Here is a 17,077-nt window from a genome sequence, read left to right as displayed (position 1 = left end):
ATGAAACCCAAGATTCGACATGCCATGGCAGGTCGCTACGTTAATCGGATGCAATAACTTTTGTCTCAACATTTTAAATTTTTCTGTAGGGGCTTGATTTATCATGCCCTTTCTAAATTCGTCACCACGAGGAGTCCAATCGATTTTTGGTTGGACGACGGAGCAATCTCTATTTTGATGATTTCTACTTTCTTTTTCTTTAACCAAGGCTATTTTAGCGAGCACAAATAAAGATAATTTGAAGTACCTTTGGATAATCCTTTAATTGAGTTACTTTCAATATATTTTTGCTTTTGGTCGAATGAGACATTTCTTCCCATAACCGATCAGATCAGATCGGCCGGCTTTGAGAAGAGCCTCTTTGACCAAGCGGTGATTTTCAGGGCGGCGGTACTGAATGAGGGCACGTTGCAGAGCTTTTTCGTGGGGTGATTTAGGAACATAAAGCTTTTTCATGGTACGCGGATCGAGCTCAGTGTAATACATGGCAGTGGAAAGAGTTCCGGGGGTGGGATAGAAATCTTGAACCTGTTCGGGATTATACCCCATATTTCGGACATATTCAGCTAATTCGATGGCGGTTTTAAGGTCAGACCCAGGATGGCTGGACATAAAATACGGAACCAAATAGTGTTTGAGATGATGCTTTTTATTGATCTCAAAATATTTTTTAACAAATTGATCATAGACTTCTTTACCTGGTTTCCCCATTTTTTCCAGGACTTGGTTTGAAACATGTTCTGGGGCAACTTTGAGCTGTCCACTTACGTGATGAATACACAATTCTTCAAAAAAAGTATCATGTTGATCAGCCAGAAGATAATCAAACCGAATACCAGATCTGATAAAAACCTTTTTTATCCCAGGAATCTGACGTATCTTTTTTAGCAGTTCAAGAAAATCGTGATGATCAGCAATTAATTGACTGCAGGGACGAGGAAATAAACATTGACGCTTTTCGCAGACTCCTTGATCATGCTGTTTTTGACAGGCGGGATGAAAAAAATTAGCAGTTGGTCCTCCTACGTCATGGATATATCCTTTGAAATCGGGAAGGTGGGTGAGTTCTTCGACTTCTTTCAGAATAGATTCCTGGCTTCGAGATTGGATAATTCTCCCCTGGTGAGAACTCAACGAACAAAAACTACATCCTCCAAAACAACCTCGGTGGCTAGTTACACTAAATCGTACCTCCTTGATTGCCGGTATTCCTCCCAATTTTTCATAACGAGGATGATACGTTCGCATATATGGAAACGAGTAAATTTCATCAATTTCTTTCTGAGTAAGAGGCACGGACGGTGGATTTTGAACGATATAGAGGTTATCGGTCGGTTCAACTAAAACTTTCCCTTGAAACGCATTATGATTATGATATTGAATGATATAACTTTCAGCAAATTTTTCTTTTGATATTTTGATTTCCTGATAAGATGGGAGAATAATGGGTTGATAAGCATATTGAAGGTTATTGGTTTTAAAAACTGTTCCATTGACGTAGATTATATCCTTGATATCCAATCCACCCTGTAAAGCCTCGGCAATTTCCTCGATCGCCTTTTCTCCCATGCCGTAAACGATTAGATCAGCACCAGAATCAAGAAGTAGTGAAGGTCGTAACCGATTATCCCAGTAATCATAATGGGCTAAACGTCGCAGGCTGGCTTCGATGCCTCCCAATATGATCGGAATATCTCCATAGGCTTCGCGGATTTTCTGAGAATAGACGATAGTTGCCCGATCCGGTCGAAAGCCGGTTTTTCCCGCCGGTGAATAATCGTCTTTAGATCTTTTTCTTTTTGCTACGGTATAATGATTCACCATCGAATCGAGATTTCCGGCAGTGACCAAAAAAGCTAAATGCGGCTTACCTAAGCTGATGAAATCACGAGTATCCTGCCAGCGAGGTTGAGGCAATAGCCCCACCCGATAGCCGCGGCTCTCCAAATAACGGGATATTATAGCCGCTCCAAAGGAGGGATGATCAACATAGGCATCTCCTGAAACCAGGATAAAATCCAGTTCATCCCATCCTCGGGTTTTCATTTCGCTTTTAGTGGTTGGTAAGAAATTTTTCATAAATTTTCCTCGATTAATTCAAATGGGCTTGATAAATTAAGCTCCTACGGTAAATAGAGAGAATGTAATTTATTTTATTATACTGAGTTCACTTTGGGCATTAAGTCAAATAGTTGATATAATGAGTATTTGTTATTTTATCATGGTCATAGGGAATTGCGAGAGATGATACAACTCCAAGATATTTATCTCGGCTTTAACGGAAAGCCACTATTTAATGGTCTTTCTTTTTCGATCAATGAAAAAAACCGTATTGGCTTGGTTGGCAATAATGGCACCGGCAAAACAACTCTTTTCCATATTATTCTTGGGAAACTAACTCCCGATCGCGGCTTGGTAGAAATTCCTAAAAATAAAACAATTGGGTATCTTCCTCAGGATTTAGTGGAATTAGAACCAATCAACATCATTGACTTTTTAAAAAATGCTACTGGTTTAAAAGTTATTGAAACTACCCTCAAGTCTTGTGAGTATAAAATGTCTTTAACCGATCCTCAATCTGAACAATATAAAAATCTTTTAAAAAAATATGAGGAAGCTTCGCACCTCTTCTCAATCCTCGATGGATACTCGTTTGAAGCAAAATCCAAAAAAGTTCTGCATGGTTTAGGTTTTGAAGGAAAAGACTACGATAAGTTGTGTACCGAGTTTTCCGGCGGTTGGAAGATGAAAATACTCTTAGCTTCAATTCTTCTTTCGAATCCTGATATCATGTTACTTGATGAACCAACCAATCATCTTGATACTGAAAATATGGAGTGGCTGGAAAAGTATCTCGAGGATTATCCGGGCACGCTGGTTACCATTTCCCATGATCGGCGTTTTTTAGATAAAATTACCCAATTAACCTTTGAAATTTTTAATGGAAAATTGAACCTCTATCATGGGAATTATTCCTTCTATTTAAAAGAAAAAGATCAAAAACGTTTACTCATTGAAAAAGAAGCTGAAACTCAGCGAAAAAAAATCGAAAAGACCGAAGCCTATATTGAACGATTTCGTTATAAAGCGACTAAAGCAGCCCAAGTTCAAAGTCGAATTAAAATGTTAGAAAGGTTCGATCTGGTCGAAATTGAGAAAGAAGCCAAACCAGTGTCAATCCACTTTCCTCCCGGTGGAAGAAGCAGTTTGGAAGTTCTTAAAGTCGAAAATTTATCCAAACAATTTGATGGTCGTTTTGTTTTTAACAATATCAATTTTTCTCTTTATCGGGAAGAAAAAGTAGCCCTTGCTGGGGTGAATGGAGCTGGAAAATCAACCCTCACCAGAATAATATCAGGTATCGAATCTCCTACCTCCGGTCAAATTACTTACGGTGACAGAGTAAAAATTGCTTTCTTTTCTCAAGAAAGTGCTCAAAATCTCAATTATTCTCATACTATTTGGGAAGAAATCAGTTCAATCCCTTCTAAAATGCTTGATGTCGAAAAAAGAAACCTCTTGGGAGCTTTTCTTTTTTCCGGAGATGATATTTATAAACCGATTCCGGTTTTATCTGGGGGAGAAAAAGCACGGTTAACTTTAGTAAAAATTCTCATGAACGAAACCAATTTTTTAATTCTTGATGAACCGACCAACCATCTGGATATGAGTACCAACGAGCTTTTTCAGAAAGCCTTAATGGAATACAGCGGAACTGTCCTCATCGTTTCCCATGATCGATATTTTCTTGACAATTTAGTTGAGCGAGTTATCGAAATTCGAGACGGTAAAATTTACGAATATCCCGGGAATTATTCTTATTACAACGAAAAAAGAGAGCAACGACAAGCTCTCTCCTCTGATGACTCAGACCAGTCGGGAAAAGAAAAGACAGCTCAATCTAAAAAACGGGAAATTCGACGGATTGAAGCTGAAGCCAGAAACTTCCTTTCCCGGAAAAAAAGAGAAATCCAAAGTCGTTTATTACCGATTGAAAATGCCATCTCGCAACTTGAAAAGAAAAAATCCGAGAATGAATCTTTCTTATGTGATCCATCAATATTAACTGATTCAGGAAAAGTTCAAACATTAATGAAAGAACTTAAAGAAATTAACCAAGAACTCACCATCCTCATGCAAAAATGGGAAACCATAGCTGAAGAAATGGATCGACTCAATACCAAAGAAGAAGAATAAATAAAAAATTTAAAAGGAGGGCTTATGAAATCAATCCAAATTGCTACTTTTAACGTAAATTCAGTTCGTTCCCGTCTTTCAATATTAGAACAATGGCTTCATAAAAATCCTGTAGATCTATTAGCTTTACAGGAGACGAAAGTAACCGATGAACTCTTCCCGGTGAGCTTTTTTCATGACCTTGGATATCAAATTATCTATCGAGGACAAAAAGCATACAATGGAGTTGCAGTAGCAACTCGTTTTGAACCAATCAAAGTTCATTTTGGTTTTAAAGATGATGAGGATCCCCTTGCCGATACCCGTTTACTCCTGATTCAAACCCCTCAATTTTTCCTTTTGAATTCTTATATCCCTCAAGGAAAATCAATTGATCATCTTGACTATCAATATAAGATGAGATTTTTCCAAAGAATACATAATTGGTTAAAAAATGACTTCTCTCTTGAAGATCCTTTGGTTTGGGTTGGTGACATGAACGTCGCCCCAACTGCTGCTGATGTAGCCAACCCTGAGGAAAAAAAGAATCATGTTTGTTTCCATGAAGATGTTCGTAAAATTTATTACAATACCGTCAATTGGGGCTTGATCGATCTTTTTCGTCAATTTAACTCACAACCAGGTGAATATTCCTTTTGGGATTATCGGGAAAGAAATTCTTTTCGTCTCAATATCGGTTGGCGGCTTGACCATATCCTCTGTACCCCTTTATTAGCCAAATCTGCCATCGATTGCTATATTGATAAAGAACCGCGGGGATGGGAAAAACCTTCTGACCACACGCCAGTTGTCGCTAGTTTCCAGTTGAATTGATGAAATTTTCACTCTCATCTCCTTCTTTTTTCATTTTTCCTTCTTCCCTATCCCTTGGTGGGAGAGGATTCAGATGCGGGGGCAGCTCTATTTTTTCCTACTTATCTACTGCCAACAAGTGACATGCGGATCCAATATACAGTTTATTGTGAATGTATTTTTTCTATGCTTCACCAAACAAAAAAGCCCTGGAGAAACTCCAGGGCTTTTCGGGCAAATTAATATTATACACTCAGTTATATTCTTTTAACTTTTGCTGCCTGCGGTCCTTTTGCCCCTTGTTGAACCTCAAATTCTACCGTCTGTCCCTGTTCAAGAGTACGAAAACCATTACCTTCGATCGCTGAGTAATGAACAAAAACGTCCCCACCCTGATCAGACTCAATAAAACCATAACCTTTTGATGCATTAAACCATTTCACTTTACCAGTTGCCATTTAAACTTAAACCTCCAAAAATTGAAACATGTATTAGCTTTTGCAAGCTGTGCAAGGATAGTATCACCTAAAAACCCGTTTGTCAATGGAAAACGAAGGCTTCTTCAAATAATTTTAAATAAATTCATGAATTGCATTCTAATCTTTTCTCCTTTTTCTTAAAAAATCAAATGTAATGTATTACTTATTTGGCACAATTGATCCTTTCTCAAAGAGAATTTTCTCTTTTACAAGTATCTTGGCTACTGGCCAATCTGAGGATTTATTGCAGAATTATAAGTTGAGTAGCGAAAACGATGTATTGTTATCAAGAATAAGGCAGTAATCAAACTTAAAACCGGAAGCAAGAAAACAATTCGAGCCATAGAAAATTTTTCAGATAAAGGTCCTAAAATCCAGGGAGTAATGATTGAACCAATCGTGCCACTGGCTCCCATCGCTCCTATTACATATCCTATCTGATACGGAAACAGATCACCCCCTTGAGCTAACAAACCAGGGTACATAAAGGAAAGCAATAGTCCGCTGATGATTAGAAATAGAAACTCCATTTCAATCTGTTTCAGGAAAAAAAACATAAAAATAAAAAAAATATTCAAAAGTGATGAGATAATTAAAAAAAACGAAAGATTGTGAAATTTAAGGTATCGAGAAAAGAAAACCCGACCTAAAATTATTGTCAACCAAACTAAGGAGACGCCAAAGCTCCCTACTGCTGGATAAAATTGCCGTACCTCGGTTAGAAAAACTGAAGTCCAGGAGGTCATAGCGGTTTCGGTTGCTACATAAAAGAACATTGATCCCATGGTAATCCAAAATAAAGGCTTAAAAAAAATTGTTTTAGCTGCTGAACGGGGAGCTTCTTTTTCCATTGGAACAAATTCCAAATTTTGATATGGTGATTTCCGGGAATAAAGAAGCGGCAAAGGAATCGATAACAAAGCCATGAGCAAAAAAATGAGGTACCAGGAAATGTTCGCTGATAAAATCAAGCTGATAACAAATGGACCTAAGAAACCACCCAACCCAAAAAATACATGTAAAATGTTGAGCATTTTCGCTCGATTCTTTGGATATATTTCTGCAAAAAAGGAATCTAATCCCGAATGTATGACAGCCGATGCCATTCCGGATATCAACAAGAAAATTAATACCACATTAAGATTGGGATGGATCGCATAAATAAACAATAAGGCAAAAATATTGATTGAAGAAAAAAAAGTTAAAAACAAACGAGCCCGTCGAATCTGCCAGGCTACTGAGACCAACAGGGTTCCCACTAAAAATCCCAGAGAAAAAAACACCATAGGATATCCTACTGAGATCAACTTAGTATGGAAAAACTGAGCAATCGGAACCAGTAAAGCCCCTAACGATCCGTATGTCATTCCTATTGTCATCATTCCTACGAAAGATGCGATAGTTAAAAAAGAATTGGAGGTAGTTTTTTTCAACAATCCATATTATCCTTTAAATGACTTTCTTTGATTTTATCATTGACCAATAGGATCATCAAGAATCTTTCATTGATAAACTGATTCTTTTCCTCTGTTGGTCTATCCCAATAACTCTAACCATCACTTTTTGATGAACTTTCACCACCTCGGCTGGATTTTTAACATATTTCTGGGATAACTGACTAATATGAACCAAACCATCCTGATGAACTCCAATATCTACAAAAACTCCAAAGGCAGTAATGTTGGTTACCACACCAGGAAGCTTCATTTCTATTTCAAGATCTTCAATAGAATTTATACCATGGGCAAACTGAAAAAACTCAAAATGCTGCCTTGGATCCCGTCCTGGTTTAGAAAGCTCAGCAAGGATGTCCTGCAGGGTTGGAAGTCCAACCATATCATTTACATAATTATTGAGATTAACTTTTTCAGCAAGATCGCTTTTCCCAATCAACTCGGTTATTGAAACCCCCAAATCAGTAGCCATTTGCTCAACGATGTAGTAACTCTCTGGGTGAACAGCACTGGCATCAAGAGGATTCTCTCCATTTCGAATTCGCAAGAATCCTGCTGATTGCTCAAATGCCTTAGGACCCAAGCGAGGAACCTTTTTTAACTGTTCTCGGGAACGAAAAGGACCATTTTGGCTCCGATAATCAACTATTGCTTGGGCTAATTGGGGACCAAGTCCAGATACATAACTCAGTAGCTCTTTGCTGGCGGTATTCACTTCCACCCCAACACTATTTACACAACTCATGACAACATCATCTAAAGATTTTTTAAGCTCAGCCTGATCAACATCATGTTGGTATTGTCCCACACCAATTGATTTTGGATCAATTTTAACTAATTCGGCTAAAGGATCCATTAACCGTCTGCCAATTGATACTGCTCCTCTCACCGTCACATCCTGGTCAGGAAATTCCTTTCGAGCAACCTCAGATGCAGAATAAACCGAGGCACCGCTTTCGTTGACCATAACAATTGGAATTTGTGATAATCCTTCTATACTGTGCAGAAAAGCTTCGGTCTCTCTCCCGGCTGTTCCATTCCCGACCGCAATACATTCGATATTAAATTCCAGGCACCGCTTTAAAACCAGTTTTCCAGCGGATTCAATGTCTTCCTGAGGAGGATGGGGATAGATGGTATCATGTTGCAATAAATTCCCCTGGTTATCGAGACACACCATCTTACAACCGGTTCGAAACCCTGGATCAATAGCTAAAATCCTTTTTTGCCCAAGTGGCGGAAATAACAACAATTGACGAAGATTTTCAGAAAAGACTTCAATGGCTACTCGATCAGCTCTTTCTTTGCTGATTAACCGGGCATCATTTTCTAATGATGGAGCCATCAGTCTTTTATAACAATCTTGACAGGCTTCTTTTACAATTAATGAAGAAGGATTGATTCCTTTAACAAAAAAGGACTCCAAGAGCGATAGAGCAATGTCTTCCGGAGGAAGGATCCGAAGAGATAAAAACATCTCTTTCTCACCGCGCCGGATTGCCAAAAGTCGATGCGAGGGTATGCTTTTTATGGATTCTTCCCAATTAAAATAATCTTTATATTTTATTCCTTCGTTCTCTTTTCCTTTTATCACATGGGAGCGAATAATCCCTTGAGTAAGAAATAATTCTCGGAGCGCTTTTCGCGCTTCTTGTTCTTCATTAATCCGCTCTGCAACTATATCTTTAGCTCCGTTCAAGGCTTCTTCGACCGAGGTGACACCTTTCTCCTTATCCAGAAATCTTTCTGCAATTCCAGCAGGGTTTTCCTCTTCCTGTTTAAGGAGAATTTCAGCTAAAGGCTCCAAGCCTTTTTCCCGGGCAATAGTTGCTCGAGTTCGTCGCTTCGGTCGAAAGGGCAAATAGAGGTCTTCTAATTCGGTAAGGGTTTCGGCAGCTTCCATATTTTCACGAATCTCATCGGTAAGCTGCCCTCTTTCTTCCATAGCACTCAATATAGCCTCTCTTCTTTTTTCTAATAACAGAAGACGGTCCATTCGGTTTCGTATTTCAGTTATGACTACTTCATCTAAACTGCCGGTTACTTCTTTTCGATAACGGGCAATGAAGGGAATAGTGGCATCTTGATTGAGAAGTTCAACAACCGCGCTCACTTGTTTTTCATCTATACTCAGTTCTACGGCTATTTTTTTGATATGATCGCTCAACGGTCTTTCCTCCCGGTTTTCAGTAGATTATCGAGTTACATTTTAACCTAATTATTCATTCATTTCGAAACGAACCTTTTCGAATATGCTGAATAGGAATAATATAATATCAAATGCTGTGGAGGATTAGAATTTATGACCAAACAAAGATATTCTCCAATTTCGTTAATTTTTATCGTGTTAATCCTCTTGATTCATTTCTCGTTCGCTTCTCCTTTAGCCTTTAGCCGTAACCGTAGATTTAACCCATCTACTCAAAGGATTGAAACCAATATGGTTGATGTTTTAGCTACCGATGAAAATTTTACCATTTTACTGCAACTCATCGATAAGGCTGGCCTTTTCAATTCTCTGAAAGAAGCGAACGATATAACTATTTTTGCTCCAAACAATGATGCTTTTAAAAATTTATCTAAAAAAACCTTTGAAGCACTTTTTAATCCGGAAAATCGCTCCATACTTGCTGCTATTCTCACCTATCATCTGGTTCCTTATCGAATCACCTGGCGAGATCTCCCAGGAAGTAAACTCACCTTAAAAACGCTCTTAAGTGGATCAACTATGTTTTTGATGAAAAGTAAAGAAGACCCTAAGGTTTTGTTAGCAATAAATGATGCTCCAGGATTAAGTGAAATAAACGCAGAATTTCTTCGTGATGCTTATGAAACCATTAATGGAAACATCTATACCATTGATTCCGTGCTCATACCCTGGAAAGTCCGCTGGTCCCAACTCCAGTAAGTAATGAGTTAGAGCTCCTTCTCCCTCGATGGGAAAGGTGAGGACGAGAGTCAAAAATTTAATATTGACAAATATATATATTCTGGTACTATTATACCTAAATAGAAAAATTGAATAAATATCCAATTTAAATGGTAGCAAGAGGTGATAACCATGGTAGATGGAAGAAATACCATTCGAAGGAATATTATTAAAATAGATAAAGAAAAATGCAACGGATGCGGTCAATGTGTCTTAGCCTGTGCTGAAGGGGCTATTCAAATTACTGATGGAAAAGCTCGCTTAGTTAAAGACAGCTATTGCGACGGCTTAGGGGCTTGTATTGGTGAATGCCCAACCGGCGCTTTACAAATAGAAGAAAGAATTGCCGAACCCTTTGACGAAAGTTTCCAACCTCAACCTCCTTCCCAGCCTGAACCTCTCCCCGCTTGTGGATGTCCTGGAACTATGGCTCAATCATTAAAGGGGAATTCATTTCAACAAAAAAACCCTGTAAACTCCTTACCTGTTAAAGAACGCCAATCTCTTTTGGAAAACTGGCCGGTACAACTAACGTTGGTTCCAACCGAAGCACCCTATTTAAAAAATGCCAGTTTAGTCATAGCCGCAGATTGTGTTCCTTTTACTTATCCGGCTTTTCATGAAAAATTTTTAACCGGAAAAGTATTATTAATCGGATGCCCAAAACTTGATAATGTAGATCTTTATGAAGACAAATTAGCTCAGATCTTTCGACAGAACAGAATAAAAGAGTTAAATATTGTCTATATGGAAGTTCCTTGTTGTCGCGGATTAATTCCAATGGTTCAAAATGCTCTCCTGCAATCTGGTGCTAAAGTTCCAGTTAAAATCAATCAAATCAGCATTAAAGGAGAAATATTAAAGCAAGAAGTGCTTAAGGTCACCCCGCTTATTGACAATCAAATGTGCTGCCCATCATCAGCATTTTTTAAATAAAAGATTAAAGTGTATTTAAGGATCAAAACGTGAGTTTCGGTATGAGAGGGCATGGTGCTTTATTGGTAGATCGAAATAAATCAAGCTACTTTTAAACCTATTATTAGCATTTAAAAAATATTTTTTTGTATTATTGAAAAAATAAAAATATGGTATAATATAAATTGTGCGGATACCGAGAAACTGATTTTTTGCATTTGCTTCTTGCGGGATAATCTCTAAAGTTGTTATGGGAGGGGTGGAGATGAGGAGTTCCCGTTTTATAGCTAATATGCAAATAGGTTTGTTGGTATCCGCATTTTTTTTACCATAATTCCTCAAGAGATTCTTCTAAAGTCACCAGATCAACTCCTCCGGTTATGACTCTTTTCACCCTTCCCTCTCGATCTATAAAAATATTATGGGGAACTGCAATCACCCCATAAAGTTTTATCACCTGATTCTCTTGATCATGAAGAATTGGGTAAGTGATTTGGTATTCATCAATGAACTTCACCAAATTCTCTCTGCTATCCATTCGCGGTGCAATTGCAATGAGCTGGAATTCCTTTGATTCATGATATTTATTATAAACCACATTCAGAGCTGCACTTTCAGCTTGGCAGTGAGAACAGGTTGTCAAGAAAAAGGTAACCATGACTGGTTTTCCAGTTAATTTACTTAAAGTAATTTCTTGACCATCCAATGTCCTTAGTGTAAAGTCATTGAGCTGAAAATCTTCTAATTGGGTTTGATTTTGAGACCAAGCTGATGAAAAACTTCCTAACGGAACGATAAAAACTAAAGCCAACCAAAGGAGCTTGATTATTGTTTTCATCTTCAACACACTCCTTTTTACATTTTAAGTAATATAACCATTTTACTAACATATCATTCCATCCAAGTGTTTGGCTAAAAATTGTTCCATCTCTCGGTAAAAATCAAACCGGTTTTCTTCATTGCGAAAACCATGACCTTCATTTTCTTTAACAATATATTTTACGTCAACTTCTCTTTGCCGAAGGGCTTCAACAATTTGATCCGATTCAGCTTTTTTAACTCGAGGATCGTTCGCTCCCTGAGCAACTAGCAAAGGAACCCGAATTTTATCAGCATGGAACACTGGTGATACTGATTGGAGTAAATCACGATCTTTTTTCGGATCGCCAATCATTTCGTAAAGCATTTGACGTCCCTGTTCCCAATAGGGAGGAATGGTCTCCAAAAGAGTAAAAATATTAGAAACTCCGACATAATCAATTCCAGCTGCATACAAATCGGGAGTAAAGGTTAAACCAGCCAATACGGCATATCCACCATAAGAACCTCCATAAATGGCAACCCGCTTAGCATTAGCAATTCCTTTTTGAATCAACCAATTCACTCCATCAGTAATGTCATCCTGCATTTTTCTACCCCATTGTTTAAAACCGGCTTCCCAAAATTTCCTCCCATATCCAGTTGATCCACGAAAATTAACTTGGAAAACCGCATAGCCGCGATTGGCTAAAAACTGGACTTCCGGATTAAAACCCCAGACATCTCTTGCCCAAGGACCTCCATGGGGATTTACGACAACTGGTAAGTCTTTGGAATCATCAGTTCGAGGGAGAGTCAGATATCCATGAATAACCATACCATCTCTGGCGGTGAAGGTTATTGGCTTCATATCAGCTAAATATTCTTCCTTTAGCCAGGGACTCACTTCAACTATTTTTTTGAATTCTCCATTATGGAGATCATAGTAATAGTAAGCACCTCGTGATTTATCGCTATAAGTTCTAACCAGGATCTTATCTTCTTCCCGATTCATGCTGGCTATTGAGACTTCATATCCAGGCAGTTTTTTCTCAAGAAATTGCTGGATTTCTTCCCGTTCTCGATCGAAAAAGTGATAATGCAGTTTATTGGTTACATAAGCTACACCGGTTATTCTTTTATTTTTATCCGATGTTAAAAGAACCGAAACATCCACTTCTGAATTTTCATATATCAGTCTTACTTCTTTCCTCAGCTGAGGGTCATACTCATAAATGGCTTGCTTATCTCGACTCAAATTAGATGAAACATACAATCGTTGATTATCATAGGTGAATTGAAGCGGGGCAATGGTATCGCGGAAATTAGTGGTAATTAAGGCCCGAAATGGTTGATTTTCCTGATCCCGATAGAGAAGGCTGGTATTCACCCCATCGGTTGTCACTGCGACTCGAAGTTGACCTTCATGATCGGTCATCCAACCGGATATATTTCCTGGATTCTCGGCAATGAGATTCATTTCTCCAGTATAAACATTGACTCGATAGGCATCAAAAAATTGAGGATTCCTTTTGTTAAGACCAACAAGAATTTCTTTCTCGTTATCTTTTAAATCATCAATTAATTCAGTACGAACCCCAGGAAATGGCGTTAATTCTTTCAAATCGGTTCCATCAATATTCACTGCAAATAATTTAAAATCTTCATCGCCACCGGTATCTTTTAAATAAGTAATCCGTGAATTATTCGCCCAAAAATACCCGGCAATGTCACGTTCGGTAACCTGAGTTATTTGGACAACCGAGCCATCGTCGATTCGTTCTACATAAATATTTAATCTATTTTCCCAAGGTTGAAGGTAAGATAGATATTTCCCATTTGGAGAGAGCTTAAAAGCCGTTTTCTCCGGGTTTCGAAAGAAACTTTCCATTGGTAGACGAGGTATCTTGACATTATTTTTATTTTTTTTATTCATTGTTTTGTAGTCCTCCTCAGAAAAAAGAAAAGCTTTTAAAAAAGACATAGATGGTTATTATAATTCAATAGCTATTGCCCTTTCAACCTTTAAGTTTCTATCCTGAAAATACACGGGTATGATCAATCAAGCTCCTACCAAAGAATTAAAAATTGGAGGAGCGCAATAAATTGCGTTCGATTAACGTAGCGACATGCCATGGCATGTCGAATCTTGGTTTTTACCCTCATCCTCACCTTCTCCCATCAAGGGAGAAGGAACTTTGAGTCGTCATTGCGAGGCCTCATTTTTTGAGGTCGTGGCAATCTCTTGAATCATCTTTTATTATGTGTGGAATTGTGGAAATGGAATAAATGAGATGCTCACCATGTTCGGTAAAAAACGCCACCCTCCTCAGGATGAAAGAATGGCTCAATGAGATTGCCACGTCGTATAGGATGCTCCTTGCCCCCTCAGTCTTCTTAAGATACAAGTCCGTGTCTTTTCACATTTAATATCTGCTACAATAAAAGCATTAATAGCATATACACCAACCGAAAGGGGATAAAAAATGAACTTATCAGCAATCCATCAAACTATTGAAGAAAATCGTCAGTCTGTTCTCGATCATTTTTTTGAGCTTCTCCGCATGCCAACTATCAGCGCCAATCCCGACCATAAAGATGATCTCCATCATGCCGCACAATGGTTGGTTCAATATTGTCAGAATATCGGGTTACAGTCTCGAATCCTTCACACCTCGGGAGCACCGGTAGTTTTTGCTGAACATTGCCCCTATCCAAATCAACCTGTGCTGCTTATTTATGGCCATTATGATGTTCAGCCAGTCGATCCCTTAGAACAATGGCATACCCCTCCATTCGATCCCACTACTAAAGGAGATATGATCTATGCTCGGGGTGCTGATGATGACAAGGGACAGTTTTTTTCCTTCTTAAAAGCCATGGAAATCATTTACTCAAAAACCGGCTCACTTCCTGGTAATTATAAAATTGTTATTGAGGGAGAAGAAGAAATTGGGAGCGCTCATTTTGAGGAGTTGCTATCTTCTCAGAGAGAACTCTTTCAAGCTGACTCGATTCTTATTATGGATGCCGGTCAATTTGCTCGAGGAGTTCCAGCTTTGGTCTATGGTTTAAGGGGTTTAGCTTACTTTGAAATCACTTGCACTGGACCTGTCTTTGACGTGCATTCTGGGCAGTTTGGCGGTGGGGTTCCTAACCCTGCCTTCTCCCTGATTAAAATTCTCAGCCAGCTCAAAAATGATCAGGGGCAAATCACCATTCCAGGCTTTTACCAAGATGTCCAAGAACCAGAACCTTGGGAACGAGACCAAATGGCCCAACTTCCTTTTCAGGAAGAAAGCATAAAAAAAGAGCTGGGTATTCGTGCTTTTCAACAGGAAATGAACTATACTCCTTTGGAAAGTATGACCGTTCGACCTACTTTTGACATCTGTGGAATTTGGGGAGGGTATACCGGATCTGGCTCAAAAACCATTATTCCTGCTCGTTGTAGCGCAAAATTTAGTTTCCGTCTGGTTCCTAATCAAACCCCTTCGAAGACAGCTACTCTTCTTTTAGAACATCTCAAATCTATAGTTCCTCCCGATATCGATTATCATGTTGAGGTTCTTCCTGGAATCGAACCGATTATAACTGATCCTCACAAGCCGATCTTTACTGCTTTTAACCAAGCTATCAAGAACCATTTTGGTCGTTCTCCGGTTCTCATCCGAGGCGGTGGTTCGGTAGGAGTAGCCAATCTATTTAAAAGATATCTCGTTCCCGATTCGATCTGTATGAATGGTTGGGGAAGCCCTGACGATGGAGTTCATTCACCCAATGAGCATTTTTCTATAAATGACTTTTTCCGTGGAATTCACTCCACCGTCGATTTTATTTTTGAATTTCAAGCTTCATTTAACCGTGGTTAAAATGGTATTTTGATTCACCAAGCTCGGGATCATAAGGAGCTCTCCTTCCCGGACAATTTTTTCTGGGACAAAGTTGACAACTTTCAAATTTGCTATTGGTTGGGAAAATAATCCCGGAAACCGATTTTATTGGAACCATTAAAAAACTATCGGTTAATGTAACTCCGATAAGTTTTTTAGGATCTCCAAATAGCGAAAATAGTGGTACTTGCTCCTTCATCGGCCAATCCTCTAAAGATCCTGGATTCATAGTCGAGGTCATCCCCAATCGATAGCGATCTTCGAGTTCGATCTGAACTGTTTGATACGCTTGCAAGGCAGCTTGCTCTTTAATGGAGTCCACCCAAAACTGCTCCATCATGTCGATTATTTTCAATGACCATTCTTCAAGCTCAATGCCACAGGTTACAATAAAAGGAAACGTTCGATGAACTTCATCCAAATTTACCCGAAGCACTCGGCTGGTAAACTTCGTTTGGTCTATAATTACGGTGTTTTCAGTTTTTTCATCAATGGTTGAAAGTTTATATATTGCTTTCGGCTTAGCAATCTTTTCGGCTTCGGTGATTAACTGGTCAATTCGTTTTGAATCGTCACTTCCCTCTTCAACATGATAGGTTTCGAATAGGTTACCTCGATCCACTTTAAAAGGGATATTCTCTATTATTCGTTGCTCCATATACAGCTCTCCTTTATTAGCTAAAGTAATCTTTATCGTTAATTCTCAAATTTCGGTTTGAATGATTGGTTCATATTATAACGTATCCTTCTCCAAATACTCTTTTGGATACAAAAAAATTGCGCTTCTCAATTCTTTTAAATATTTTTTGTAAAGGCTTAATTCAACAAACCCGCAAATGGGTTTGCAAGAAAAAAGAATATTATTACCGATAGAAAGAAATAAATTCAAAATGAAGTTGTTTATTCTATAAAAAGATAATTTTACTTTTTTACAACCATCTTTTTTATTTATTTTGGGGAGAAATCCGACATGGACTTTATTTTAAGCGTTTTTCGATTAATGGCAGAAAGAAAAACACTTATCTATGAAACGCTCCTCCAACACATCGGTATTTCTTTGACAGCGGTGCTATTTATTGCCTTAGTTGGCATACCGCTTGGTATTTTAATCAGCCGACATCCCAAAATGGCAACACCAATTATATATATCACCGGTATTCTCTATACTATTCCGGTTTTGGCCTTATTTGGGTTTATGATTCCCATATTGGGAATCGGAAGCCGACCAACTCTTTTTGCCCTTTTCATCTATGGTTTACTTCCTTTAGTAAGGAATACCTATGTTGGTATAACCGGTGTTGATCGGTCAGTTATCGAAGCAGCTCGTGGCATGGGAAGTACGCCCAGACAACTTTTATTGAATATTGAGCTTCCATTGGCGCTTCCGGTCATCATCGCCGGCCTTCGAACCGTCGTGGTAATGACTATATCGGTTGCCACCATCGCCGCATTTATCGGTGCCGGGGGATTGGGAGTCCTCATTTTTCGAGGAATCACAACCTATAATACTCAATTAACCGTTGCTGGGAGTATTTTGGTCGCAGTTTTGGCAGTAGGTGCCGATGGAATCTTAGGTTTTATTGAAAAGAAACTGTTACAAAAAATCAAAGTATAAGGAGG

At 38.6% G+C, this 17,077-nt stretch carries 13 protein-coding genes; 6 read left to right on the top strand and 7 right to left on the bottom strand.

The genetic code is table 11. The features are described 5' to 3' along the window. Positions 1–276: 276 nt before the first annotated feature. Positions 277–2,079: a YgiQ family radical SAM protein gene (locus tag RT761_RS08340; protein WP_218110964.1), complete on the bottom strand. Its 1,803-nt coding sequence runs from the start codon at positions 2,077–2,079 to the stop codon at positions 277–279. Positions 2,080–2,244: 165 nt separating this feature from the next. Here RT761_RS08340 and RT761_RS08335 point away from each other — a divergent pair, with 165 nt between their 5' ends. Both RT761_RS08335 and xth read left to right on the top strand, forming a co-directional pair. Further along, a complete protein-coding gene (locus tag RT761_RS08335) occupies positions 2,245–4,197 on the top strand; it encodes an ABC-F family ATP-binding cassette domain-containing protein (protein ID WP_218110963.1) in 1,953 nt (650 codons plus the stop codon). Between the two features lie 24 nt (positions 4,198–4,221). Then, entirely contained in the window at positions 4,222–5,010 is a 789-nt protein-coding gene (gene xth, locus RT761_RS08330) for an exodeoxyribonuclease III (RefSeq protein ID WP_218110962.1), read from the top strand. Positions 5,011–5,246: 236 nt separating this feature from the next. Here the strand turns inward: xth and RT761_RS08325 are convergent, their stop codons facing one another. From RT761_RS08325 to RT761_RS08315, 3 genes are all read right to left on the bottom strand, one after another. Then, positions 5,247–5,447, bottom strand: coding sequence for a cold-shock protein (locus RT761_RS08325; RefSeq protein WP_038961595.1), 201 nt, complete (start codon positions 5,445–5,447; stop codon positions 5,247–5,249). Between the two features lie 242 nt (positions 5,448–5,689). Continuing rightward, the gene (locus tag RT761_RS08320) at positions 5,690–6,901 is read right to left on the bottom strand and encodes an MFS transporter (RefSeq protein WP_218110961.1); all 1,212 of its coding nucleotides are present in this window, start codon (positions 6,899–6,901) and stop codon (positions 5,690–5,692) included. A gap of 58 nt (positions 6,902–6,959) precedes the next feature. Continuing rightward, positions 6,960–9,089, bottom strand: coding sequence for a Tex family protein (locus RT761_RS08315; protein WP_218110960.1), 2,130 nt, complete (start codon positions 9,087–9,089; stop codon positions 6,960–6,962). A 135-nt stretch (positions 9,090–9,224) separates the two neighbouring features. Here RT761_RS08315 and RT761_RS08310 point away from each other — a divergent pair, with 135 nt between their 5' ends. After that, the gene (locus RT761_RS08310) at positions 9,225–9,830 is read left to right on the top strand and encodes a fasciclin domain-containing protein (RefSeq protein WP_218110959.1); all 606 of its coding nucleotides are present in this window, start codon (positions 9,225–9,227) and stop codon (positions 9,828–9,830) included. A 153-nt stretch (positions 9,831–9,983) separates the two neighbouring features. Then, positions 9,984–10,787: an ATP-binding protein gene (locus RT761_RS08305; RefSeq protein ID WP_218110958.1), complete on the top strand. Its 804-nt coding sequence runs from the start codon at positions 9,984–9,986 to the stop codon at positions 10,785–10,787. A 304-nt stretch (positions 10,788–11,091) separates the two neighbouring features. On the opposite strand, the gene RT761_RS08300 is transcribed toward RT761_RS08305, so the two are convergent. Beyond that, a complete protein-coding gene (locus tag RT761_RS08300; RefSeq protein WP_218110957.1) occupies positions 11,092–11,604 on the bottom strand; it encodes a peroxiredoxin family protein in 513 nt (170 codons plus the stop codon). A gap of 45 nt (positions 11,605–11,649) precedes the next feature. Further along, positions 11,650–13,500 (bottom strand): S9 family peptidase, encoded by a 1,851-nt coding sequence (locus RT761_RS08295; RefSeq protein ID WP_218110956.1) that lies wholly within the window; start codon positions 13,498–13,500, stop codon positions 11,650–11,652. A gap of 550 nt (positions 13,501–14,050) precedes the next feature. On the opposite strand from RT761_RS08295, the gene RT761_RS08290 reads away from it, so the two are divergent. Next, positions 14,051–15,436: a dipeptidase gene (locus tag RT761_RS08290; RefSeq protein WP_218110955.1), complete on the top strand. Its 1,386-nt coding sequence runs from the start codon at positions 14,051–14,053 to the stop codon at positions 15,434–15,436. Here RT761_RS08290 and RT761_RS08285 read toward each other — a convergent pair. Next, complete coding sequence (locus tag RT761_RS08285) at positions 15,423–16,115, bottom strand: vitamin B12 dependent-methionine synthase activation domain-containing protein (RefSeq protein WP_218110954.1); 693 nt, start codon at positions 16,113–16,115, stop codon at positions 15,423–15,425. The two genes, RT761_RS08290 and RT761_RS08285, sit on opposite strands and share 14 nt — an antisense overlap. Before the next feature lie 312 nt (positions 16,116–16,427). Between RT761_RS08285 and RT761_RS08280 the strand changes: the two genes are divergently transcribed. Continuing rightward, complete coding sequence (locus RT761_RS08280) at positions 16,428–17,072, top strand: ABC transporter permease (RefSeq protein WP_246465121.1); 645 nt, start codon at positions 16,428–16,430, stop codon at positions 17,070–17,072. Positions 17,073–17,077 lie beyond the last annotated feature (5 nt).

It is taken from the genome of Atribacter laminatus, from assembly GCF_015775515.1.
Taxonomy (GTDB): domain Bacteria; phylum Atribacterota; class Atribacteria; order Atribacterales; family Atribacteraceae; genus Atribacter; species Atribacter laminatus.
Note: the sequence above shows the minus strand (reverse complement) of the source record. Positions and strands in the feature narration are given on the sequence as shown.

Bases quoted from the DNA above. Each gene is read 5' to 3' on its own strand.
- RT761_RS08340 (WP_218110964.1), bottom strand. From the start codon at position 2,079: ATGAAAAATTTCTTACCAACCACTAAAAGCGAAATGAAAACCCGAGGA.
- RT761_RS08335 (WP_218110963.1), top strand. From the start codon at position 2,245: ATGATACAACTCCAAGATATTTATCTCGGCTTTAACGGAAAGCCACTA.
- xth (WP_218110962.1), top strand. From the start codon at position 4,222: ATGAAATCAATCCAAATTGCTACTTTTAACGTAAATTCAGTTCGTTCC.
- RT761_RS08325 (WP_038961595.1), bottom strand. From the start codon at position 5,447: ATGGCAACTGGTAAAGTGAAATGGTTTAATGCATCAAAAGGTTATGGT.
- RT761_RS08310 (WP_218110959.1), top strand. From the start codon at position 9,225: ATGACCAAACAAAGATATTCTCCAATTTCGTTAATTTTTATCGTGTTA.
- RT761_RS08305 (WP_218110958.1), top strand. From the start codon at position 9,984: ATGGTAGATGGAAGAAATACCATTCGAAGGAATATTATTAAAATAGAT.
- RT761_RS08300 (WP_218110957.1), bottom strand. From the start codon at position 11,604: ATGAAAACAATAATCAAGCTCCTTTGGTTGGCTTTAGTTTTTATCGTT.
- RT761_RS08295 (WP_218110956.1), bottom strand. From the start codon at position 13,500: ATGAATAAAAAAAATAAAAATAATGTCAAGATACCTCGTCTACCAATG.
- RT761_RS08290 (WP_218110955.1), top strand. From the start codon at position 14,051: ATGAACTTATCAGCAATCCATCAAACTATTGAAGAAAATCGTCAGTCT.
- RT761_RS08285 (WP_218110954.1), bottom strand. From the start codon at position 16,115: ATGGAGCAACGAATAATAGAGAATATCCCTTTTAAAGTGGATCGAGGT.
- RT761_RS08280 (WP_246465121.1), top strand. From the start codon at position 16,428: ATGGACTTTATTTTAAGCGTTTTTCGATTAATGGCAGAAAGAAAAACA.